Raw genomic sequence first — 23,081 nt, 5'->3', positions numbered from 1 at the left:
CTTAGTTTTGAACCATTGTAGCGCTAAGCATTTCCTTTGTTTTAGTAATTGGGGTCAAAACATCTATTAACACCTTATCACCTTTGCTAAATTGAACGTCTGCGGGGGTTTCAATACTTATCTTATCTCCAATTTCAGGCGCAACCGTGGCGAATGTAGCCCCATATTTCACAATTTCATCGACTACAAAAACATAAGTATTTCCACGATCAGAAGTACTCTTTACCGACTCAATCTCACCTTTTAGTCTAATTGCATCTTTGATCATATTAGAAGGAGCAACTTCCTTTACTCCTTCAGTATTCAATGAAAATTCACGCGCATCTTTCACTGTAAACTCTGGTGAGTCTTTCTTTTCCGCAGATTTGCATCCTGTCAATAAAAACAGAACGACAAAAAGATTATAACTGAGTAGTTTGTATGGGTTTGCTTTCATCATCAGAAATTAAAAACTGCTTCAATATACAATTTATCAAAATGCATCATGAACTTGATTACAAATTTAAAGCCACATTGGTATTAACGCTTTACCCCTCTTACCATTTCTTTTTTACCTGGAGGCCCTGGGAGCGTTTCAACCGTTAAGCCAACTGCACTTAAGTCTCTTTTCAGTTGGCCTTTGGCACAATAGGTGATAAAAACCCCATTGGCATCGAGTAGACCAGCTGTTTTTTTAATCACCTCCAAATTCCACATCTCGGCCTGTTTACTTGGCGCGAAGGCATCAAAAAAGACGATATCGAAAAGTGAATCAGTTGTAAAATCCTGAAGTTTGGCTTCCGTTTTCAGGATGGTAAAAAATTCATTTTGCTCAAATTTCTTTTCCCAAGCGGCATTATGGAGTTCTAAAAACCGCTCCTTCACGGTCTTATCTTCAAAAAACTCGTGATAATTCAGCGCTTCATACACTTCACTTTTTAATGGGAAAGGTTCTAAGGTGGTGTACTCAATTTTCACCCGATGTGCTGCCGCCCATTCTGAAGTAAGGATGGCGTTTAAGCCCGTACCAAAACCGACCTCAAGCACTCGGATTTTATCTACACCAAAACTCAAAAGAAGGAAATCCAGCCCTTCTTTCAGAAACACATAACGCGACTCTTGTACAGCCCCATGAAACGAATGATAGGTTTCGTTCAATTCAGCGTGGTACAGCGAATGCGAACCATCTTCGGTGATTATAATTTTAACTTCGCCCATTTACTTTTGAATCAACACTGTGGCATAAGCGGCCACACCTTCAGCCTTACCAACAAAACCAAGCCTTTCAGTGGTTGTAGCTTTGATAGAAATATCTTCTTCCTCTATCCCCATAACCTCTGCAAGACATTTTTGCATTTCAGGAATGTGCGGATTGACTTTCGGCAATTCTAAACAAATTGTGCTGTCTATATTACCAATAGAAAAGCCTTTGGCCTCCACAAGCGCTACTACTTCCTTCAGTAAAATCTTGCTATCGATTCCTTTAAACTTTGGATCTTTATCCGAAAAATGAAAGCCGATATCACGTAGATTGGCAGCACCTAAAAGCGCATCACAAATCACATGAATCAGTACATCTGCATCAGAATGACCAACGGCTCCATGTGTATGAGGCACCTTAATTCCACCCAACCAAAAGTCTTTTCCTTCTTCCAAACGGTGTACATCGTACCCAAAACCTACCCTGATTTTCATATTTCGTTTTTTGCTTTATACCTTAATACCGAAGCGTTTGTTCTGACTAATATTTTATTAGCCTGCGCTTTAATATCCTCCACCGTAACAGCCTGAATTTTCTCGCCTTCATGATTTACCATATCAGGATCACCCAAAGTCCAAGCATGCGCCAAATTCATTGCACGGTTCAGTAATTCCACCTCCCCAAAAACAATGGTTGACTCCGCTTTGTTTTTCACCTTTTGCAAAGTAGTGGCTTCAATCGATGCATTTTTGAAGTCTTCAATCAAAACCCACACTGCCTTCTCACCATCAGCAAGCGAAACACCAGCACTCAATTGCCCATTGATGACCAATAATCCAGGATCACTAGAACCCATAACATAAGCTCCAATTGAACTGAACAGCCTTTGTTTTTCCACCATCTGATCGTGCAATAATGACGACTTACCACGTCCTAATATATCGCTCAATAAATCGGTGGCATAGTACTTTTCATCTGCTCTACCTTCCATATGAAAAGCCATGTAAAGTGAGTCTGCTGGTACTGGCGCTTCCATTTCCAATGCTCTGAATTCGGTTTGAGCTGGCTCTTGGGGTAAGTTTCGCTCGTTCGTTTCTCCTTCAGGGATTTCACCAAACCACTTTTCGCTCAGTCGTTTTACTTCTTCCAAGGAAGTATTCCCAGCCACCACTAAAACAGCATTGTTCGGTTTGTAGAAACGATGGAAGAAATCCTTCACATCTCCCATGGTCGCCTTTTCAATGTGCTCAATTTCCTTTCCGATGGTCGCCCATTTGTAAGGATGCTCTTTATACACCAATGGTCTTAACTTCAACCAAGCATCGCCATACGGTTGATTCAAATACCGTTGCTTAAATTCTTCGATCACCACAGAACGCTGAACTTCCAATACTTTTGGGTCGAAAGAAAGGCTAAGCATTCGGTCAGACTCCAACCAAAATGCTGTTTCCATATTTTCGGCCGGAAGCGTGATATAATAGTTTGTAATGTCTGGGCTTGTGAACGCATTGTTCTCTCCCCCAACCTTCTGCAAAGGCTCGTCATAATTGGGCACATTTAGCGAACCGCCAAACATTAAATGCTCAAAAAGGTGAGCAAATCCAGTACGATGTTCTTCTTCATCTCTGGACCCCACGTCATAAAGCACGTTCACCACCACCATAGGCGAGGTAAGGTCTTCGTGATAAATGACCTGAAGGCCGTTTTTTAACTCAAATCGTTCAAATTGGATCATATACAATTGGGTAGGTTGGCAAAAATAAAAATAATGCACATTAATTTCGGCAATTGAGGGTTTACTTTAATTTTGTTGCGCACTCCATGTGAACAATTATGATTTTTAAACGAGAAGGGTACTCCAAGCAAGAACTTTTAAACCTCTACGAGCAAATTCTGAGACCACGTATGATCGAAGAAAAAATGCTCATTCTACTTCGACAAGGAAGAATCTCCAAATGGTTCTCTGGAATTGGGCAAGAAGCGGTTTCTGTTGGAGCGGTAAACGCTATCGAACAAGAAGAATATATTCTACCCATGCACCGAAATCTAGGTGTTTTCACGGGCAGAAACATTCCGTACAGTCGCCTTTTCGCACAATTTCAAGGCAAATTAAGCGGTTTCACAAAAGGAAGAGACCGCTCCTTTCACTTTGGGACAAAGGAATTTAACATTGTGGGAATGATCTCGCATTTAGGCCCACAAATGGCCTTGGCAGATGGAATTGCCTTAGCCGACAAACTCAAAGAAAGTAAAAAAGCTACTTTAGTCTTTACAGGAGACGGTGCCAGTTCGGAAGGCGATTTCCACGAAGCACTTAACGTTGCTGCAGTTTGGGACTTGCCTGTGATTTTCGTGATTGAAAACAACGGTTACGGCCTATCCACCCCTAGTGAACAGCAGTTCCGATTCAAGAATTTTGTAGACAAAGGCCCGGGCTACGGTATTAAAGCAGTAAAAGTAGATGGCAACAATTTGCTTGAAGTACATTCTACCATAAAGCAATTGGCCGAAGAAATCAGAAAAGACCCTAAGCCAGTGATTGTGGAATGCATGACATTTAGAATGCGCGGCCATGAAGAAGCCAGCGGCACTAAATATGTTCCGAAAGCTTTGATGGAAGAATGGGCGAAAAAAGATCCCGTTGAAAATTATGAGTCCTTTTTAAAGAAGGAAAAAATACTTACCGCCAAGGCGGAAAAAGAAATCAGAGCGAAAATCAAAGCCGACATTGAAGAAGGTTTAGAATTGGCTTATGCAGAAGAATTACCTCCTGCTACGCAAATGGAAATTGACGATATGCATGCACCATTCCTTCAGGAGGTAATTGAACCCAAAACCGATGCTATTTCTGAAAAGCGTTTTGTCGATGCTATTTCGGATGGTTTGAAGCAAAGTATGGAACGCTTTGACAACTTGGTGTTAATGGGGCAAGATATTGCCGATTATGGTGGTGTTTTCAAAATCACTGATGGCTTCTTAGATCAATTCGGAAGCGGAAGAGTGCGTAACACACCCTTGTGCGAGTCTGCTATTATTGGTACGGGACTCGGCCTTTGTATTAATGGCTACAAAGCCATGGTTGAAATGCAGTTTGCCGATTTCGTTACTTGTGGCTTTAACCAAATCATCAACAACCTCGCGAAAAGTCATTACCGCTGGGGCCAAAATGCAGATGTAGTGGTGCGGATGCCGACTGGCGCTGGCGTTGGTGCTGGACCATTCCACTCTCAATCCAACGAAGCTTGGTTCTTCCACACCCCTGGCTTGAAAATCGTTTATCCTTCTAACCCAAGAGATGCTAAAGGGCTTTTGGCTGCTGCCATTGAAGATCCAAATCCTTACTTGTTCTTCGAACACAAAGTCATGTACCGCTCGGTAATGGAGAATATTCCAGATGATTACTATACTGTTGAAGTAGGAAAAGCTGCCATTGCGCAAGAAGGTGAAGACATCTCTATCATTACTTACGGCATGGGCGTGCACTGGGCGAAAGAATTAGCGGCCACTTCGGAAGCCTCAATAGAAATTATAGACTTAAGAACTTTGCTGCCTTGGGATAAAGAAGCAGTTGAAGCTACGGTGAAGAAAACCAATAAGGTAATTGTATTGCACGAAGATACGCTCACTGGAGGTATTGGTGCCGAAATAGCGGCCTGGATTGGTGAAAACTGTTTCCAAAATTTAGATGCTCCTGTAGCTAGAGTGGGCAGCTTGGATACTGCTGTTCCTTTCGGAAAACACTTAGAAGAGAACTTTTTACCAAAACAAAGACTTGTAGAGAAGTTGAATGACTTGATAAATTACTAAGTTTTATGTTTTGGAATAAAAAGAAGGAAGACACAGTTGAAGTGCCGTGGAATAGATTGGAGCGTTTAGATCAGATTTCTGAAATAATTGAAGAGAGCAAAAACCAAACGGTGGTGATTTATAAGCACAGTACCCGTTGCAGCATTAGCAGCATGGCGCTGAACCGCTTGGAGCGTAACTGGACAGCAGAAGGTAACCAATTGAAAGTTTATTACTTAGACTTGATTCAGTTTAGAGAAATCTCAAACGCCATTGCTGAACAATTTCGCGTGCAACATGAATCTCCACAAGCCATTGTGATTAAAAACAGCAAAGCTGTTCATAACAGTTCGCACATGTCGATTGACTATGATGCGATGTTGAAGTTGGTTTAGGGTTGAGTTAACTCCAAAGGCAGTATATCAAACAGATTCTTTCATTTTATCCTGACTCACATCAGTCTAAAATTTCAGAATGACGCCTAAAACGACCGTCACTGCGAGACGCAGGCCATGCGATAGCAATGGATTGCAACGAAGCGGTCTCTAGCCAGCAGTTTCTGTAATTTGAAAAGTGAGATTGCTTCGTCATAGCCTTTCGCTACCGAGAAGTCTATTTCTCGCAATGACGATGAATTGAGTTTATGGACTACCCTCGATGACTAATGACCACTCAACCAATGACTAACGCATTGTAACCACGGTAATTCCTGCTCCTCCACGGTCTACATGTTCGTCTTTCATTTGGGCAATTTCTTTGTAAGACGAGAGGTGAGTTCGGACGATTTGTCTTAACACTCCATTGCCTTTTCCATGAAGAATATGGAGTTCGTTAAAGCCAAGCAGAATGGCTTCGTCCATATATTGCTCTAGTTTTGGAATGACCTCTTCGGCACGATAGCCACGAATATCTAATTTCTGAGTGAAGTTGGCCATTTTCTCATTGATCGAAACTCCCGCTTTGCCCAACATCACATTGGTCTTTTCACGGGTTTCTTTGCGGGTAATTTTCTCTAAGCGATTAAGCTTGACCATAGAGCTCAATGCTCCAATACTTAACTCAACATCTTTGCCCTTGATAGACACCACTTTCCCTGAGGTCTCTTGTCCCTTAATACGGACATAACTCCCTACTTCAATGGCACCCGTCTCGGTTTGAACTACCTCTTTTTCTTGCGAAGTGATTTTGGTTTTCTTCTTGGCAACCTCTAAGCTTTCGCGGGCTTGCTTTACTTTCTCTTTATCCGCCTGGGCTTCTTTTATCTCGCGAATAACACGCTCCACCTCCTTATTGGCACTATCCAGAAGCACTTTAGCCTCACGTTTGGCCGTATTCAGTATTTTCTTCTCTTGATTTTCGAGGTGAGATTTGAGTTCGGCATATTGGTTGGTCAATTCATCCAACTCCTTTTCCTTCACCTTCACCCTTTTCTCAGCTTTCTCTACTTCGTACTGCTGACTTTCTAACTGACCTAAAAGCTGATCTACAGAAACCTGCTTCACTCCTACTTTAGACTTGGCGTATTCTATGGTTTGGTTTGAAAGACCAATTTTTCTGGCAATTTCTAAAGCGAAAGAACTTCCAGGTTTGCCTATTTCTAGTTGATAAATAGGTTGAAGGTTCTTCAAATCGTACTTCATGGCTCCATTCACCAAACCATGCTGCTTGTCGGCATACTCCTTTAGGTTGCCATAGTGCGTAGTAATTACGCCCATGCCTTTCGAACTGCGGAGTTCATCCAAAATGGCCTCGGCAATGGCACCACCAAACTGCGGTTCGGTACCCGTTCCAAATTCATCAATCAGAAATAAACTGGCTTTATTAACATGTCCCAAAAGGTTCTTCATGTTCACCAAGTGCGAACTGTAAGTACTTAAGTCGTTCTCGATGGATTGTTCGTCACCAATATCAATAAAGAGGTCGTTATAAATAGTGAAGCGTGAAGTTTCATCTACAGAAACCAGCAAGCCACATTGGAACATGTATTGCAATAAACCTACTGTTTTTAGGCAAACACTCTTCCCTCCGGCATTTGGCCCAGAAATCACCAAGATTCGTTTTTCTGCATCGAGTGAAATATTCAATGGCACTACCGTCTTCCCTAACTTTTTAAAAGAAAGGTAAAGTGACGGATGTCGGGCTTTCTTCCATTTAAAGCCCTTATTTTCGTTCCAAACAGGCTTTATTCCTCCAATTTCAATTCCGAACCGAGCTTTGGCTCGAATAAAATCGATGACGCCCAAAAATCTCATTATCCCTGAAAGGTTCTCCAGTTCCAGACGCACCTCATCGGTCAATGCTGTTAGAATTCGTGTGACTTCGCGCTTTTCAGCATACTCCAATTCGCGAACTTCATTATTGATTTCGAGTACTTCGCTAGGCTCTAAATAAACGGTTTGGCCAGTGGCAGATTCGCCATGCACAAAGCCGCGCACCCTTCTTTTGTATTCCGCCAACACAGGAATTACCATTCGGCCTTCACGAATCGTAATGGACACATCGTCTGGTGTAAAGCCATCTTTTTGTGCCCGTCTTAAAATACCATCAAGTACTTTTCTAAGTCTCTGCTGCTCGGTAAAAATCCCTTTTCTGATTTCAGCCAATAAAGCAGACGCATTGTCTTTTAGCTTTCCACGCTCATCAAACTTTCGGTCTATGGACCAAAGCAATGCATCATTCCATAGCAATGGATGAGTAAGCTGAACCAGCTCAGGGTAATCGTCTCGTTTTTGGCTGAAAAAGCCCAAGCATTGGTCGGCAGTTTTGAAAACCAACAGCAAATCGAAAAACTCTTCTTCCGAAAGAAATGAGTTTTCCATCTGTACCTTCTTGAGGTGTGATGAAACATCGATGTAGTTAGCATTAGGGAAAAGCTCGCCACTTTGAATAATTCGAGTGAATTCGTGGGTTTGCTCCAACCACTTATCTATAGAATTACGATCTATGGCGTATTTTATTTTTGAAACGTACTGGGCACCTAGGTTACTCTCACATTTCTCGAGTAAAATGGCCCTGATTTTATCAAAACCTAACTTTTCTTCTAAATTCGGGGGATAAAGCATTCAGTAAATGGGGCTTATTCTTATCGCTGATTGGTGACTCTTTCTTTCATAACATTGAGGCTATCCAAGGTGGCTGAAAATATGACAGAAGCCTTTTCTGGATGAAGCAAATAGTATTGATAGCTACTTTTATAGGCAACAGTATCTACATCATGCTCTTCGAAAATCCTCTTTTCCATTATCTTAAACACCTGTTTGGCGGAGTCGGGCTTAAGCAACAAATGGGTAACCTTACCCTCTGCTACTCGGATGTCGATCATGATGTCGATCATCTCAGATTCTGACAATAATCCTTCAGGCAACTCTTCTTTACTACCGCAGGTAAAAAACAAGCAACTAACCGCCAACAAAAAAAGCTTTTTCACACTCAATCCTCAATTTTATTTTCAACTTCGATTTTCAAACGAATTTGTCAAAGGTAACGTATTCTGCACGGTAGCGGAATGCTTCTTAACCAAATTTAAGATAGTTGACGCTGAATAAAACCGATTTAATTCTATTTTTGGCCTTTTAGATATGGAGCACATAATTTCCAAGCTTAGGAAGTACGAAATACAAATCAGAAAAGCCATCAATTCCCGGATGCAAGGGGATTTCCATTCCATTTTCAAAGGATCGGGGATGGAGTTTGACGGAGTGCGTGAATACCACTATGGTGATGACGTCCGAAATATTGACTGGAACACTTCGGCCAAAGGGCATGGAACCTTTGTAAAGACTTTTAAGGAAGAAAAAGAACAAACTGTTTTCTTCTTACTCGATGTCAGTGGTTCGCAAGAAATAGGAAATCCAGGCGCCCAAAAGGTAGATGTGGGAAAAGAAATCGCTTCCGTTTTAACGCTCTCTGCTATTAAAGAGCAAAACAGAGTGGGTCTCATTTGCTTTTCAGATCAAAAAGAAAAGTTCGTGAAGTCAGGAAAAGGCAGCAAACATGGCTATGCCATTATTCATGAACTCTATAACCTAAAACCAAAATCTGGAAAAACTAATATCAGTAAGGCGATTGGTTTAGCGCTTGAAGCCATCAATAAAAAGAGTGTAGTAATCTTAATTTCGGATTTTATTGACACCGATTACGAGAAGAACCTAAGGACCTTGTCGAATAAGCACGATCTTGTGGTGATTCACTTGAAAGACGACAGAGAAACTAATTTACCTAACTTGGGAATAATTCCTGTTTACGATAAAGAGAGCCGTAAAACGGTGTGGGTAAATACTTCGTCAAGGGATTTCAGAAATAAGCTAGAAAAACGATACTCTACGAATAAAGATGACTTACAGCTGTTTTGCAGAAAGCACCAGATCAATTATGTAGAAATCAACACCAAGGATTATTATATCCCCCAACTCATCAAACTTTTCAAACTGCGAAATAAATCAATGAAGCGTGATTAAGATCGTTAAACTTACCATTCTAGCCGCCTTAATTTTTTCTGGAAGTCAGGCAATTCACGCTCAGGAAACAAAGCCCATTGGTTTTTTTCTGAAAGACAGTGTGAAAATCGGTGAGCCGGTTCCGTTTATTTTCAGTTATAAAGACAAGAAAAACAGGTCTGTTATATTTCCTGATTCGCTCTATAACTTTGCTCCTTTTGAACTGGTTAAAAAGGAATACTTCAACACGCAGTCTGACGACTTAAACAGTATTGACAGTGCGGTGTATTACCTCACTACTTTTGAGATTGATACGGTTCAGAGACTGTCCTTACCTGTGTTTCTTATTACAGCAAGCGACAGTATTCCGAATTTCAGTTTAATGGATTCGATTATTCTCGATCAGGTAGTTACACAAATGCCCGATAGTGTGAGTATGGAAGAAAACTCTTACTACAGGCCTGTATCACTTGAATTCAACTATCCTTATTTCATTATCGCATTAGTGGTTTTAGGTGTTTTAGCCATAATCGTTTTAGTAGTATGGGGTAAAGAAATTAGAAAACGAATAAGACTGTACAGATTGAACAAAGGTCTTGAGAAGTTCAAAGCAGCCTTCGATCTACAGATTGATGCTTTGAGCAACGATACGACCAAGGCGAATATTGAAAAGACTTTAAAGTACTGGAAGAGCTATATGGAAGGTTTGGAAAATCTACCATATACCAAACTAACCACCAAGGAAATTGTATTATTGACGCAAAGTTCCAGCTTGGATGAAACGCTCAAATCCATTGATAAAAACATATACAGTAAGGCTACCGTTTCTGCCTTACAGAACGATTTTGAGTTTTTGAAAGACTATACTCAAGACCGATACAATCACATTTCAGAAGTAATTAAAAATGCTTGACGAATCGAAATATAGTTGGCTTTCATTGGAGTGGTTTACTCCTACGGGTTTCCAATCCTTTGATTGGGCGTTTCCTATTTTTCTATACGCTCTCCCATTAGTTCTGATTCTGTTTCTTCTTAAATGGCTGATCGGCACTAAAATAAAGCAAAAGCTCCCTGTTGCACTTCCCAAACAAGACATAGAACGCAGCTGGACAAGCTACTTGAGGGTTATTCCTAACCTATTTACGGCCTTGGCTTTGGCCATGCTGATTGTTGCACTCGCTCGCCCTCAGCGTACCAATGAAGAAGTAGAGCAATGGACAGAAGGAATTGATATCGTATTGATCATTGACACCTCTGAATCAATGCAGATTGAAGATTTTAAACCGAACCGGCTTGAAGCCGCTAAACAGACAGCGCGTGATTTTATCAATGGCCGGTTTCAGGACAGAATTGGACTAGTAATCTTTTCCGGTGACGCATACTCACTCTCTCCGTTAACCACGGATTATGAATTACTGGGCAGTTTCATAGACACTGAAGTAGACTTTGGTAAAATCGAGAACCGAGGCACGGCCATTGGCAGCGCCATAGCAACGGGTACCAACCGAATGACGGAATCAACTGCGGCTTCTAAAGTGATGATTCTATTGAGTGATGGAGACAACACTGCCGGAAACATTGACCCAATTACTGCAGCTGAATTGGCTGCTGCTTACGGCATTAAAATCTACACCATTGGTATTGGTAAGGATGGAAAAGTACCTTACGGAAAAGACTTCTTTGGCAGACCCAATTACATAGAGAATACGCTAGATGAAACCACGCTAAGAAAGATTGCCGAGATTGGTGATGGCCAGTTCTATCGTGCTTCTGATAACGAAGCACTTTCAAACGTTTTTAGCCTGATCGACCAATACGAAAAAGCTGAAATAAAAGAAACCCGTTACAAGAACACCACGGACTTCTATCCTATTTACGCCAAATGGGGATTGGTTTTCTTCATTCTATTTATGCTCTCTAAAAGTACTTTTGTGAGCAACGTGTTGGAGGATTAAGAATCTAAACCGCTTTAGAAATGCACTCTGATCATTTCTCTATTTAAACTTACAATCCACTAAGACAATACCTAACTAGTATTGTATAGTTTATGTGAATGCCTTAGATTATGATGAATATGAAGTGCATTTCACATAAGTATATAATGTTCGTATTGATAGCCATTTTCTTTGTTGCAGAAAAAGCTCTTGATGCTCAATCTAGTATTTCAGGAACTTACAGAAGTTATTTCGGAGAAAAATTAGAATTAAGATCTGACTCCACTTTCTCTTATTCAAGGAGCCATGATTTGGCATCGCAATGGGCAACTGGTATTTGGCATGAGGAAAATGGCTTCATTGAACTTAAAGTTGTTCCGATATTTGACACAATTCGTATCTCAGGTAGCCAAACAAATTCAATAAAAGACAGCTTAGTTATGTCTGACAACCAACAATCAAGTTTGATATCCTTGGAGGATCATACTGCAAGCCTGCTGACATCAAGACATCAAACTTTGGAAATAAATTTTTCTAATCTATTCACTAAAGGTGACAGACTTTTTCATGTTAAAAAAAATGGGCATTTATCCAGAAAGAGAGTAAGACGTTTTTTAAGTCGAAAACGCCCATCATATTTCTTTAGAGTTAAAGACTAAAACCTAAAAACCAGACTAAATCCGTCAGCATTTACACTGACAGTTTCTATTATTTTATTCAGGCTATCGCTCTTGGATTGCAGCAAGCCATACATCACTACATCAAAAGCAAAGAGAAATCCACCTTGTAGCATTAAAGACTTACCATACCCATTCAGCAGGTCTTGCCTATTTGGTCGTGATTTGGTCATTTCTTTCATTAAGAAACCACCCGTAATGTAAGCTACATCTAGGCCAGCATTGATCAAAAGCACTTTTCCCATTTGATGGTAATCACCAATGGATTCCGTTAGACTAATTGAACTTGGGTCGGTAATTAGGGAGTTACGTAAGCCAGGAACGGCCAGGGCTAAATTCACTACATTCCAATAAATATTCATTCTGTAAAAATAGCCTTGCTCTTTAGAGCTAGGGTTTCTCAGTAAAGCGGCATTAGTGGCGAAGTTACCTATAGCCCAACTGCCTAAAACAACCATTCCTACCTTGTTCAGTTGCAGTCGATCCGCATTAAATGCTGTTAGTTCAGAAGATTGCCCTAGCGCCTGAAAGGTGGTAAAAACCAGAAAGACAGTAAGAAAGAATGATTTTTTCATGGCTACGCAAAGAGTTGAATTCCAAAACCCTCTAGTAAGAAATTAAGTAATCGGAGGGCAAAAAGGATCAAAGCCACACCTACGGTGCGGTTCATGATTCTCATAAAACGAGCTGTAACAATCTCTCTGAGTTTGGTAGCGAAATACGACTTAAGGACATCTACAATAAAGACTGTACCAACTAGAGCAGTAAAAAACGCAAAGGCTTGATTTGAAGTGTATTCAAAATCGATGGAGACTTTACTCATAATCCCAATCCAAAAAAACAACACAAAAGGATTTACACCATTCAGGAAAAAACCTTTTAAGATCTGTTTGAAGCCATGTTTACCACCATTGGTATTTTTCATGACGGTCGTTTTGGGGACGGATTTAAACAAATAGAAAAGCCCAAACACCAGCATAATAACTCCCCCTACTCCTCCCAGCCACATTTTAAAGTTCTCACTCTCCACAAGTTGAGAAACTCCGAAGTAGGTAATTACAATATAAAAGACATCGCTTAACGCCACTCCTATGGCCATAAAGAATCCAGACCAAAAACCCTTTTCAATGCTATTTTGAATAAGCGCAAAGAAAACAGGGCCAATTAGGATACATAGCAACAGACCAAACAATAAACCATTGAGTAAAGGATGCATTAGAACTTCTTAGGTTGTTGCGCTAGAAAACTTGACCAACTACTTAGATGATCTCCCTTGAGCACCCTCGGGAACTTAGATTGACCGCCTTCTTTACCCTCCGAACGCATCCAATCATAGAAAACCGTTGTCGGTATAATCTCTAACGTTACATTCTTCAAGGCATGCTTTCGTTCTACGGCATAGTCATCATTCACTACCTTAAGGTGGGCATCGATTCGTTCACACAAAGCAGTACTGTCCACTTCATCATCAGTACCTACATACCATTTGTGTGAGAATAACGTGCCATCAGGAATACCGGTTACGGTAAATTCCTTAACGCTAATATTCAGTTCTTCAGCAGCCAATTCAATGGCATGATTCATATTATCTACAGAAAGGTGTTCGCCACAAAGACTTAAGAAATGCTTCGTACGGCCTGTAATTATAATCTCGGAATTCCTTTTATCTACAAGCTTAACAGTATCACCAATTTGATAACGCCATGCTCCAGCACAGGTAGAAATCAATAAAGCATAATCTTTACCTTCTTCTACCTCATCAATCATGACCGTTTCTGGATGTTCAACAATGACACCATCTGGGCTAAAATTCTTATCATTAAAAGGAACAAACTCATAGAAAATACCATTATTCAACACCAGCCGCATTGATTTTTTATTTGGCTCAGACTGGAAGGCTAAAAACCCTTCAGAAGCCAAATAAGTCTCTATATAATGAACTGGCTTACCCAACAGTTTTTCAAAACCCTTTTTATAAGGCTCGAACGACACACCACCATGCACAAAGGCTTGTAGGTTAGGCCAAATTTCATGAATGTCCTTGACATGGTACCTTTCAATAATTCTTTCTATTAGAATTTGCATCCATGCGGGCACACCTACAATCATCCCAATGTTCCATTTTGGAGCCGACTCGACAATTTCGTCTAGCTTGGCTGCCCAATCTTTGTTCTTTTTAATCTTTGGTGTTGGTCTTGAAAAACCTTGCACCCAAAGTGGCAACTGCCCAGTCGTAATACCACTCAAGTCACCATAATAATAGTTCCCAGAGAAATTGAGCGAGGTACTTCCTCCCAGCATAAGCATTCCAGACTGGAAGAATTTATCGGGCAAATCGTATTTAGAAAGTGTATAGATGTGTCTTGTTCCTGTTCTTCTGATCTGGCGAATCATATCCTTGGTGACAGGAATATATTTTGAGGCTGCACCTGAAGTACCAGAGCTTAGGGCAAAAAACTTCGTTTTACCTGGCCAGCAAACATCCTCTTCACCTTCTCTGATTTTATGCCACCAATCCGCATTCATCTTTTCGTAATCACATACGGGCACGTTGGCTTTAAACTTATCCAAAAAATCGTGTCCACCATGATTTCTGAAAGACTCAAGGACACTTACAAAGTCGTATTCTCTACCAAATTGCGTATTTCTTGCGCTAATAAGCAGTTTAGATAACTCCTTTTTCTGAAGCTCATAGGGCGATGTATAATCTTGTTCTAATGTTTCCCTAAGCTTTATTCCTCTTTTAAGTATAGTCCCTAATATGGCCATTCAATTAATTTCATATGATCAGCAAGCCCACTTCAAAGCGAATTTATCCTAACTTTGGAGTCTACTGAGAGTTTCAAATATAAACAAAAGTACTACTGAAAATAAGGCAACTCAAATGAGTGTAGAAAACAACATAAAAAAATACCGCGAAATTCTAAAACCATTCGGTGCTCAATTGATTGCCGTTAGTAAGACTAAGCCCAAGGAAGATTTGTTACAGGCTTATGAGGCAGGACAACTTGCATTTGGCGAAAATAAAGTGCAAGAACTTACAGAAAAAGCCGAAGCACTCCCAAAAGACAGTGAGTGGCACATGATTGGCCACTTGCAGCGAAATAAAGTAAAGTACATAGCTCCTTTTGTTCACCTCATTCATGCAGTGGATAGTGATAGGTTATTGAAAGAAATCGATAAGCAAGCAGAGAAAAATGAGCGTATTATCCCTTGTCTACTTCAAGTCTTCATCGCCAAGGAAGAGAGCAAGTTTGGGTTTTCAGAAGAAGAATTGCTTGACTTCTTAAAATCTGAAGATTTTAAAAATTTAAAAAATATTAAAGTTGTTGGACTGATGGGCATGGCCACCAATACTGACGACATGCAAAGGGTGAAGAGTGAATTCACTGGGCTAAAGGCCCTTTTCGAGCAAATCAAAGCCGAAATTCAGTCTGAAAATTTAGAAATGAAAGAATTATCAATGGGCATGACCAGCGATTACCAAGTAGCCTGTGAAGCAGGAAGTACTATGGTGAGGATTGGATCTGCTATTTTTGGAGGACGAAACTACAATCAATAATGAGTGCAAAAACCGTTTTAATCTTAGCAGGAATATTTGGAATGTTATCCGTAGCCATTGGCGCCTTTGGTGCACATGCTTTGGAAAGCACATTGACTGCCAATAATCGATTGGACACTTTTGAAACAGGCGTAAAATACCAGTTTTACCATACCTTGGCGCTTTTAGTTCTGGGCTTCTTAATGATCAACTATCAAAGTAACTATTTCGGTTATGCTGCCATCTGCTTTGTAGCCGGCATATTCATTTTTAGTGGATCGCTCTACACCTTATCATTGACCAATGTTACATGGTTAGGCGCTATTACTCCAATTGGAGGTTTGGGCTTTATTATGGGTTGGCTATTCTTGGTTTTAGGGGTTAAGAATAGTCTTTAATTATACCTCCAAAAAAGGTCTAAAATTATCTCTGCTTAATCTAGAGATACTACTGTTATACGTCTCTGTGAATTTTTGAATAGGACTGATCTTAGCCTTTGGGTTCCATTTTATTTCATAGCCAGAAACATCACCGTTAAGCTCCTCAACATAATCTACCTCTTGCTTTTGTTTTGTTCGCCAAAAATAAGAGTGCGCTGTCGGTTGAAAGTATCGATTAAGTTTTATTCTCTCGGTAATTAAAAAATTCTCCCACAAAGCGCCCATGTCATTCCTGATATCTGGGTTTTTAAAATCTCCAATAATCATATTTCTAATTCCATTATCGTAAAAATACACCTTGCGGTTCATCTTAATTTCATTGCGAAGGTTTTTACTAAAAGAAGGTAAACGATAAATAACGAACCCTTTTTCAAGAACATCCATATATGAATTCACCGTATTCTTATCAATACCTAAAAGATTTGATAGTTCATTATAACTAAACTCATTACCTATTTGAAAAGCCAAAGCACGTAATAGACGTTCTAAAACCTCAGGCTTCTTTATTCCACCAAAAGCCAGAAGGTCTCTATACAGATAACTATTCACAAGCTCTTTAAGAATTTCAACCTCCTCTCCTGGATTATTAATAACATCAGGATACATACCATAAATTAATCTCAACGGTAATTGTTGTTCTGATTTAAGGTAGCCTACATGCCCTTCAAGTTCGCTCCAAGAAATTGGGAACAACTCATATTCCCACTTCCTCCCTGTAAGAGGCTCATGCAGTTCATTGTTAAGTTCGAATGCGGAAGAGCCGCTCACAAATAATTGATGTGGTTTGATTTGATCAATTATAATCTTAAGCTTCAAGCCTATTTCTTGAACTCGTTGTGCCTCGTCAATGAAAATGAATTTATGGGAACCAATTAAGCTTTTAAGCTCTTCAGTGCCTGCAGTAGAAATAATATTTCTCACAGTTGGATCATCACAATCCAAGAAAAGAAAGTCTTCACCATTCAAAATCTGATTGATCAATGTAGTCTTCCCTACCTGCCTTGGCCCAATCAAAACAATGGCTTTACCTCGCCCTATTTTGCTTCTAATTCTCTCCTCTAGCGCACGCTTAATCATAGTAATCTCACTAAAACCAACTCAAATATAATGACTTTTGGTGAATTAATTCACCAAAAGTCATAACTATCGGTGAATCAATTCACCAAAAAGACTAAAAACAGTTTCTGAGAAAAGGTAAATCAGAAGAATTTCTGATGGAAATTAACGAGAAAAAGCTCCTTTGAGGCACGTGTGACAGCTGTATACAGCCAGCGCAAATAATCCTGATCTATCATATCTTCATTCAGGTAACCTTGGTCTACAAAAACGGCCTCCCATTGCCCACCCTGAGATTTATGGCAGGTAAGCGCGTAAGCGAATTTCACTTGCAGGGCATTCAGATAAGGGTCTTTCTTGATCAGCTTAATTCGTTCGCCTTTCGATTCCACATCTGCATAGTCTTCTACCACTTGCTCGTAAAGCTTTTTCTGCTCGGTACTCGGTAATGATGCCTCTGGAGTATAAAGTGTGTCTAAAATTACTTTCGCCTCAAAAGGTTCATGGTCAGGGTAATCTAGTAATCGCAGGTTAAGGGTGGCAAAACGTAATCCGTAAACATCTTCGAAGCGAACGATTTTCATTACCTCGACAAAGTCACCATTGGCCAAAAAACCTCCAGGCGTATTCTCTGGCAAATAATGATAGTTGTTCCGAACAATCATCAATATATCTCCAGCCTCCAATTCGTCTTCTCTATATTGAATGGCCCTGCGGATGTACTGATTGTACTGCACCGCATTTTTATTCGACCGACAAACAATCACCGTATTCTCGGTGCCATATTTATCATAAGCATAGCGAAGGCCATCTTCCAGCTTTTCTCCAGTCATTTTAAAAATATCTTTAAACTGACCTGTGGTAAACTTAATATCAAACTTTTCCTTGCCTAGCTCTCTCCTAAGCTGTGTGGCATTGAAAAGAATTCCCGAAGATTCCTCCTGACGCATTACTTCGGTAAGCTCAATGGAAAAGTTATCGGTTTTGAAATTATGTTTTAGATAAGAAGCTTCCAAAGCTGGGCTTTCGGCACTACCTACTGGCGGTAGCTGGGCTACATCACCAATCAGCAAGAGTCTGTTCCCCTCCTTTTCAAACACGTAGTCCATCAACTCGGTCAACAAACCCTTGGTGCCATAATCCGATTGGTCTGAAAGCATTGAAGCTTCATCCACTATAAAGAGTGTATTCGTATGGTAATTCTTCTGTCGAGAAAAGCGAAGACTTCCTCCTGGTTCTTCCGTTTGTTGGAAGATCTTTTTGTGGATCGTAAAAGCCGTGCGTTTGGAATAAGAAGACATCACTTTGGCCGCTCGGCCTGTGGGTGCCATCAACACATACTTCATATTGAAGAAGGGAAGCATATTTACCACCGCTCCAATGACAGTAGTTTTACCCGTTCCGGCATAACCTCGAATGGTCAGGGTAGGCTTTACTAAATCTTTGTCCAGTAGAAATGTATCGAACATACGGAAAAGTTCCTTTTGACCCGAAGTGGGCTCAAAAGGGAATTTGCTCAATAATATTTCAGAAGGTTTTGCCAATGGTTATTGCTTAGCGCGTGAGATGTCTTCAGGGAAAATGGTAGCCATAGTAGTAGTGGCTTTAGCAATCAATGTTTTTTTCTCTCCATCTAAGCACCACACTTCCGCCTCGCAGAAGTTCAGTTTTCTACCTTGCTTAATCACTTTGCCAATGGCATGAAGTCTATCTCCCTTTCCTTTAGAGAAATAAGAGATTTTGATCTCTCCCGTCACTACATGGTGATCTTCTGGCACAACCGTATATGCAGCAAAGCCCGCAACAATATCGGCCACGGTAGCTGTAACGCCTCCATGTACCAAACCTGTTTGTTGCTGATGTTCCTGTGTCAATGTCAACCAACCTTCCGTAGTTCCCGCTTCAATCACATTCAAATCAAAGCCTACCAGCTTCATGAAATATTGCCTTTCAAGGAATTTCTCGATTCTTGATTTAAAGTTGGGATTCAATACCTTTATCATCTTTTCAATTTTGGACAAATATATCGTATCTCCTATTTATGGACTCACTGGAATCCAAAATCAAATCTAATTATGGGGAAAAACTTCGGGTTCGTGTTTGCGGAATATGCATTACCGAAGAAGGCCTGCTGATGGTTCACCATACCGCTTTGGGTAAACAGGGCTCTTTATGGGCGCCACCGGGCGGAGGCATGGAGTATGGAGAAAATGCCCATGAAGCACTAAAGCGTGAGTTTATGGAAGAAACCCATTTACACATTGAAGCAGTAAAATTTCTATTTGTGCATGAATACCTCGATCCACCGCTGCATGGCATTGAATTATTTTTTGAAATCAAAATAACGGGCGGAAAACTCAAAAAAGGTGCTGATCCTGAAATGGAGGCTGATGCACAAATCATCACAGAAGTCGAATTTAAATCTCTATCCGAAATACAACAACTCCCAAAAGCACATTTGCATTATGTGATTCAAAACATAAGCAGCTTTGATAGCCTTTTAAGCAGAACTGGTTATTTGAGAAACAAATAACTAAATAATTAGTTTATGAATGTGGTATTTCTATATATTTATAGAATAAGCCAAATGTTATGAACAAACACCTCATTTTACTGATCTTAATCTCGAGTTTAGGCTGTAGTGATCACAAAGCCAAGCCAATAGATCAGCCCCAATTGCCAGATCAGGTGGTTCTAATTTTCAAGAACCCACAATCGCATGCTAAATACACTTTGGCTACTTTTCATGACCAACCTGTCATGACTCACCCGCATCAAATAGCAATCATCAACGATGAGTTTATACCCACCCGCTATCGTTTTGAAGTCAACTCTCCTTCAGACACAGTGGCCATAAACACGAAGCGTGACTTGCTTGAAGTTAAGCTTACCTATAAAGCCTTGGATGAACTCACCTATTATTTTCAGAAGGGGGACACCGTAGTTTTTGACTATGAGGGAAAGAAGCCAATAGCCAAAATCATTAACCGAAAAGAAAATACGGAGATTACAAACTTTAGCCTAAACCAACGAGACTCTGTATACCAAGACGATTTACCTGCTATGATTATATTTAATCACTCTCTACTGGGCTTTAGACTATACTCAAGAGGTGAAGACAAGACCATTAGCTCTCAAGAGTTTGATAGAAACTACAGAATCAAGATGGGGAAAGTATTGAATCAAGAATTAACGGAAGACATTAAACGAATCAACTCATTCAGAGAAAAAGGTCTTATCACGGAACAACATCATAATGCCATGCTAAGTGACTTGTATTGGAAGCTAACCAATAAAGTGACCGAATTAAGGTATGTCCCTGAGGAAGAAAACTTCGAGTATTTACGTCAAATACTCAAAGACTTAGAAAGAGATCACCCCATGCTTGCCGTTAGAAATGACTCTCTTCTCGTTTCAGGGGTTTACCAAAGTTTCATAGAAACCAAAGCCAAACGACTCTATCCAATAGAGATGCTCGAAATAAAAGGGAGAGAAAGCGCAAGTCGTACATGGAATTACCCATCCTCATACGATTCAATACAGGCGTCCACCGAATTCAGTCCAACCGAGCGAAAACTTTTTCAGTACAAAAACGTGGACAAAATGCTTTCTGAAGCTGCACACTTTAATATTGAAACCAGACTTAAGTACCTCACCAAATTCAAAAATGACTATCAAGACACGTTGTTATTTAATGACTTTGTCAAAAAGTATAATGTCAAATTCGAAATAGATGATGATGTTCAATTGGTAGACAATAGCGGAAAAACTAGAACTCTGAATGAATTCATTTCGGCCAACAAAGGGAAAGTCATTTATGTTGATTATTGGGCCAGCTGGTGTGCCCCTTGTATTGCTGAAATGCCAAGTTCTAAAAAATTACAAAGCGAGCTAAACAACGAAAACATCGTCTACCTCTACCTTTCTACTGACCGAACAGAGGCCCCATGGCAAAAGGCATTAAAAAAATTAGAGCTAGAGGGAGGTACCAATTACCGAATCATGAATGCGGATAATTCATTGCAAATGGATGATTTAGAAATTCAATTCATTCCGCGCTACATGATTTATGATACCAATGGACGATTGGTAAACAAAGACGCTCCAAGGCCAAGTGAATCAGAGCTTCTAAAAGCACAGTTGATGAAGGTACTAAACGCTTCAAGCAGCTAGTGAATGTGGGGATATTAACACTCCGATTTTGATCATTGGAATCAAAAAACCTCATTTGCGTATATGAGCGTCTCGATCAACTATTAAATTGTAAAAAATATTATTGAGCTTGAAAAAATTAGAAAAAGCTAAAAAAGGCGTATACACTTAAACAGAAGCTGATTCTCAAATCATCGCTCAAACGGATTTTAAACCCTTTGAAGAAATAAAACGAAACCCTGACGGTCGGTTGCACCATCTTATTCAAAATATTACTAGTTTCGAAAAGCCTTTTAAATCAGACAGGTTATTTCAAAATTCATTAGAATTGCATAAAATAGCAGTTCAATTTATTTCAGTTACCTAATAAAATAGTTATTTTCGCAAAAAGATCAACCTTAAAAATGAGCCTAACTAAAATCCTTACTGTAGTCATATTCATAGGAGCCATAACATTTGGCTACTTCCTTTATGACAGCATCGCCTCAACTATTGAGAAAGCAAAAGAAATTGAAAGAGTAGAAGCTACGGTAAAAGCCAAGCTTGAGCTCATTCGTGATGCCCAAATTGCATACCAAGTTGCCTACGGTGACTATGCCGATACATGGGAGAAACTAATCTCTTATGTGGACAGTGGTAAAATTTGGTTAATCCAAAGAACTGAAACCATTACTCCTCAAGCTTACGGTGAAGAAATTTCAACTTTTTCTTATGACACTTTAGGTTTTAGAACAGTGAGAGATTCATTGTTTAAAATACCTAATTTCAATCCAATGAACCTTCCAAAATTACCGCACGCTCCAGATAAATACTTTTCGCTTTATGCAAAAGATTCGATTCGTTCAGGTGTTAGTGTAGATTATGTTGAGGTAGTTGATACTTATCCTTTCGACAGATCAAGAACAGAGGATAACGAAATTAAAAATAGAAGACCCTTACGTTTCGGTTCTAGAACTGAAATCACCACTTCAGGTAACTGGTAGTAAATCATTATAGTGAGTACTGTTACAAACCAACAACTCATAAAAATTAAAGACGAAAGAATGAACATTGATCACATTGATCAATGTCGTCTTTCGTTTTTTATTGGTGACCGGGATTGTCAAATCACTGTATTTGATGAACAAAAGCAGAAGCTTTTGTTATTCGAAAATTATCTCATTGAATCATCCCCTATTGATTTCCTAAACAAAATCCATGACCAGCATGAGCTAGTACCTGCTGGTTTTTGGCCAACTATCCATATCTATATCCGAAATAATCAATTCTGTCTGGTCCCCAGTTTTTTGTTTGATGAAGATGCAGCTTACAACTACATAAGACTTAATACGGATAGTAATCCCGAGTTGGATAACTATGCCATACACCAACACAAATCATTGGCAGCCACTTATGTTTTTGGCTATCCTTCAGTCATTCAAGATTGGTTCTTCTCAAAATACAAAAGGGCCCGCATTCATGTCTTCCACGAAGGCTCTACCTTTTTGAATAGTATTGAGAACCAACTACTTAAAATCAAAAAACCAGTTTTGTATCTCAATTGTAATTCAGACACTTTAATGCTTGCAGGTTTTAGTGGGCAAAAATTAATGATTTACAATCAGTTTAAAATTACAGACATAAAACAGTTGCCCAAACTGATTCTAATGTGTATTCAGCAATTTAGCCAAGAAGGTCAGGACACTCCGATTATACTTTGGGGCGTTCAAGACAGAATAAAAAGCTTGGAACCATTGCTGAAAAAATACTTTAAAAACCTTAGCTTGGGTAAAAGGTCTACACAATTTAAAACAAGTCATCAGTTTGATGAAATAGAGCTTTACGAACACGTAGAAATATTTGGGAGTCTCTCTACCACTAATTCATAACAAACACCCCA

24 protein-coding genes are annotated in these 23,081 nt (G+C 39.8%); 12 read left to right on the top strand and 12 right to left on the bottom strand.

The window, feature by feature from the left end; all coding sequences use genetic code 11:
* Position 1: 1 nt before the first annotated feature.
* The 4 genes from AWN68_RS10225 to AWN68_RS10210 form a co-directional block, all read right to left on the bottom strand.
* The gene (locus AWN68_RS10225; protein ID WP_068414955.1) at positions 2-439 is read right to left on the bottom strand and encodes a hypothetical protein; all 438 of its coding nucleotides are present in this window, start codon (positions 437-439) and stop codon (positions 2-4) included.
* 80 nt (positions 440-519) lie between these two features.
* Positions 520-1,197, bottom strand: coding sequence for a tRNA (5-methylaminomethyl-2-thiouridine)(34)-methyltransferase MnmD (gene mnmD / locus AWN68_RS10220; RefSeq protein ID WP_068414953.1), 678 nt, complete (start codon positions 1,195-1,197; stop codon positions 520-522).
* The gene (ispF, locus tag AWN68_RS10215) at positions 1,198-1,674 is read right to left on the bottom strand and encodes a 2-C-methyl-D-erythritol 2,4-cyclodiphosphate synthase (protein ID WP_068414950.1); all 477 of its coding nucleotides are present in this window, start codon (positions 1,672-1,674) and stop codon (positions 1,198-1,200) included. It lies immediately after the preceding gene.
* Complete coding sequence (locus tag AWN68_RS10210) at positions 1,671-2,915, bottom strand: M16 family metallopeptidase (RefSeq protein ID WP_068414947.1); 1,245 nt, start codon at positions 2,913-2,915, stop codon at positions 1,671-1,673. The genes ispF and AWN68_RS10210 overlap by 4 nt, the downstream gene beginning before the upstream one ends.
* Before the next feature lie 98 nt (positions 2,916-3,013).
* Here AWN68_RS10210 and AWN68_RS10205 point away from each other — a divergent pair, with 98 nt between their 5' ends.
* Together AWN68_RS10205 and ytxJ are read left to right on the top strand one after the other, a co-directional pair.
* Positions 3,014-4,987: an alpha-ketoacid dehydrogenase subunit alpha/beta gene (locus tag AWN68_RS10205; RefSeq protein ID WP_068414945.1), complete on the top strand. Its 1,974-nt coding sequence runs from the start codon at positions 3,014-3,016 to the stop codon at positions 4,985-4,987.
* A 5-nt stretch (positions 4,988-4,992) separates the two neighbouring features.
* Complete coding sequence (ytxJ, locus tag AWN68_RS10200; RefSeq protein WP_245657994.1) at positions 4,993-5,361, top strand: bacillithiol system redox-active protein YtxJ; 369 nt, start codon at positions 4,993-4,995, stop codon at positions 5,359-5,361.
* A 288-nt stretch (positions 5,362-5,649) separates the two neighbouring features.
* On the opposite strand, the gene AWN68_RS10195 is transcribed toward ytxJ, so the two are convergent.
* Complete coding sequence (locus AWN68_RS10195) at positions 5,650-8,028, bottom strand: endonuclease MutS2 (RefSeq protein WP_068414942.1); 2,379 nt, start codon at positions 8,026-8,028, stop codon at positions 5,650-5,652.
* A 20-nt stretch (positions 8,029-8,048) separates the two neighbouring features.
* The gene (locus AWN68_RS10190; RefSeq protein WP_068414939.1) at positions 8,049-8,393 is read right to left on the bottom strand and encodes a DUF4296 domain-containing protein; all 345 of its coding nucleotides are present in this window, start codon (positions 8,391-8,393) and stop codon (positions 8,049-8,051) included.
* Between the two features lie 151 nt (positions 8,394-8,544).
* Between AWN68_RS10190 and AWN68_RS10185 the strand changes: the two genes are divergently transcribed.
* The 4 genes from AWN68_RS10185 (at position 8,545) to AWN68_RS10170 (ending at position 11,995) form a co-directional block, all read left to right on the top strand.
* On the top strand, positions 8,545-9,423 hold the full coding sequence (locus AWN68_RS10185) for a DUF58 domain-containing protein (protein WP_068414937.1): 879 nt from the start codon (positions 8,545-8,547) through the stop codon (positions 9,421-9,423).
* Complete coding sequence (locus AWN68_RS10180) at positions 9,416-10,315, top strand: hypothetical protein (RefSeq protein ID WP_068414934.1); 900 nt, start codon at positions 9,416-9,418, stop codon at positions 10,313-10,315. Before AWN68_RS10185 ends, AWN68_RS10180 begins: the two co-directional genes overlap by 8 nt.
* Positions 10,308-11,357, top strand: coding sequence for a vWA domain-containing protein (locus tag AWN68_RS10175; RefSeq protein WP_068414932.1), 1,050 nt, complete (start codon positions 10,308-10,310; stop codon positions 11,355-11,357). The genes AWN68_RS10180 and AWN68_RS10175 overlap by 8 nt, the downstream gene beginning before the upstream one ends.
* 155 nt (positions 11,358-11,512) lie before the next feature.
* Positions 11,513-11,995, top strand: a complete 483-nt coding sequence (locus tag AWN68_RS10170; RefSeq protein WP_157716160.1) for a hypothetical protein — start codon at positions 11,513-11,515, stop codon at positions 11,993-11,995.
* Here the strand turns inward: AWN68_RS10170 and AWN68_RS10165 are convergent.
* From AWN68_RS10165 to AWN68_RS10155, 3 genes are read right to left on the bottom strand one after another with little or no spacing between them, the layout of a single operon-like run.
* Complete coding sequence (locus AWN68_RS10165) at positions 11,992-12,588, bottom strand: DUF6992 family protein (protein WP_068414928.1); 597 nt, start codon at positions 12,586-12,588, stop codon at positions 11,992-11,994. The genes AWN68_RS10170 and AWN68_RS10165 overlap by 4 nt on opposite strands.
* Positions 12,589-12,590: 2 nt before the next feature.
* Complete coding sequence (locus AWN68_RS10160) at positions 12,591-13,229, bottom strand: LysE family translocator (RefSeq protein WP_068414926.1); 639 nt, start codon at positions 13,227-13,229, stop codon at positions 12,591-12,593.
* Positions 13,229-14,782, bottom strand: a complete 1,554-nt coding sequence (locus tag AWN68_RS10155) for a GH3 family domain-containing protein (RefSeq protein WP_068414924.1) — start codon at positions 14,780-14,782, stop codon at positions 13,229-13,231. Before AWN68_RS10155 ends, AWN68_RS10160 begins: the two co-directional genes overlap by 1 nt.
* Before the next feature lie 115 nt (positions 14,783-14,897).
* On the opposite strand from AWN68_RS10155, the gene AWN68_RS10150 reads away from it, so the two are divergent.
* Positions 14,898-15,575 carry a YggS family pyridoxal phosphate-dependent enzyme gene (locus AWN68_RS10150; RefSeq protein ID WP_068414922.1) on the top strand — a complete coding sequence of 226 codons (678 nt, stop codon included), beginning with the start codon at positions 14,898-14,900 and terminating at the stop codon, positions 15,573-15,575.
* Positions 15,575-15,952, top strand: a complete 378-nt coding sequence (locus AWN68_RS10145; protein ID WP_068414919.1) for a DUF423 domain-containing protein — start codon at positions 15,575-15,577, stop codon at positions 15,950-15,952. Before AWN68_RS10150 ends, AWN68_RS10145 begins: the two co-directional genes overlap by 1 nt.
* On the opposite strand, the gene AWN68_RS10140 is transcribed toward AWN68_RS10145, so the two are convergent.
* The 3 genes from AWN68_RS10140 to AWN68_RS10130 all read right to left on the bottom strand — a co-directional run bounded on the left by AWN68_RS10140 (position 15,953) and on the right by AWN68_RS10130 (position 19,053).
* Complete coding sequence (locus tag AWN68_RS10140; protein WP_068414916.1) at positions 15,953-17,071, bottom strand: ATP-binding protein; 1,119 nt, start codon at positions 17,069-17,071, stop codon at positions 15,953-15,955.
* A 122-nt stretch (positions 17,072-17,193) separates the two neighbouring features.
* Positions 17,194-18,594, bottom strand: coding sequence for an ATP-dependent DNA helicase (locus tag AWN68_RS10135; RefSeq protein WP_068414913.1), 1,401 nt, complete (start codon positions 18,592-18,594; stop codon positions 17,194-17,196).
* 3 nt (positions 18,595-18,597) lie between these two features.
* Complete coding sequence (locus AWN68_RS10130) at positions 18,598-19,053, bottom strand: PaaI family thioesterase (RefSeq protein ID WP_068414910.1); 456 nt, start codon at positions 19,051-19,053, stop codon at positions 18,598-18,600.
* Positions 19,054-19,091: 38 nt separating this feature from the next.
* On the opposite strand from AWN68_RS10130, the gene AWN68_RS10125 reads away from it, so the two are divergent.
* The 4 genes from AWN68_RS10125 to AWN68_RS10110 all read left to right on the top strand — a co-directional run bounded on the left by AWN68_RS10125 (position 19,092) and on the right by AWN68_RS10110 (position 23,070).
* On the top strand, positions 19,092-19,583 hold the full coding sequence (locus tag AWN68_RS10125) for an NUDIX domain-containing protein (protein WP_068414907.1): 492 nt from the start codon (positions 19,092-19,094) through the stop codon (positions 19,581-19,583).
* A 59-nt stretch (positions 19,584-19,642) separates the two neighbouring features.
* Positions 19,643-21,223: a TlpA family protein disulfide reductase gene (locus AWN68_RS10120; RefSeq protein ID WP_068414904.1), complete on the top strand. Its 1,581-nt coding sequence runs from the start codon at positions 19,643-19,645 to the stop codon at positions 21,221-21,223.
* 383 nt (positions 21,224-21,606) lie between these two features.
* On the top strand, positions 21,607-22,185 hold the full coding sequence (locus AWN68_RS10115; protein ID WP_068414901.1) for a hypothetical protein: 579 nt from the start codon (positions 21,607-21,609) through the stop codon (positions 22,183-22,185).
* Between the two features lie 60 nt (positions 22,186-22,245).
* Positions 22,246-23,070, top strand: coding sequence for a DUF3822 family protein (locus tag AWN68_RS10110; protein WP_157716159.1), 825 nt, complete (start codon positions 22,246-22,248; stop codon positions 23,068-23,070).
* The last annotated feature ends 11 nt before the right edge of the window (positions 23,071-23,081 follow it).

It is taken from the genome of Roseivirga echinicomitans (assembly GCF_001592935.1).
Taxonomy (GTDB): domain Bacteria; phylum Bacteroidota; class Bacteroidia; order Cytophagales; family Cyclobacteriaceae; genus Roseivirga; species Roseivirga echinicomitans.
Note: the sequence above shows the minus strand (reverse complement) of the source record. Positions and strands in the feature narration are given on the sequence as shown.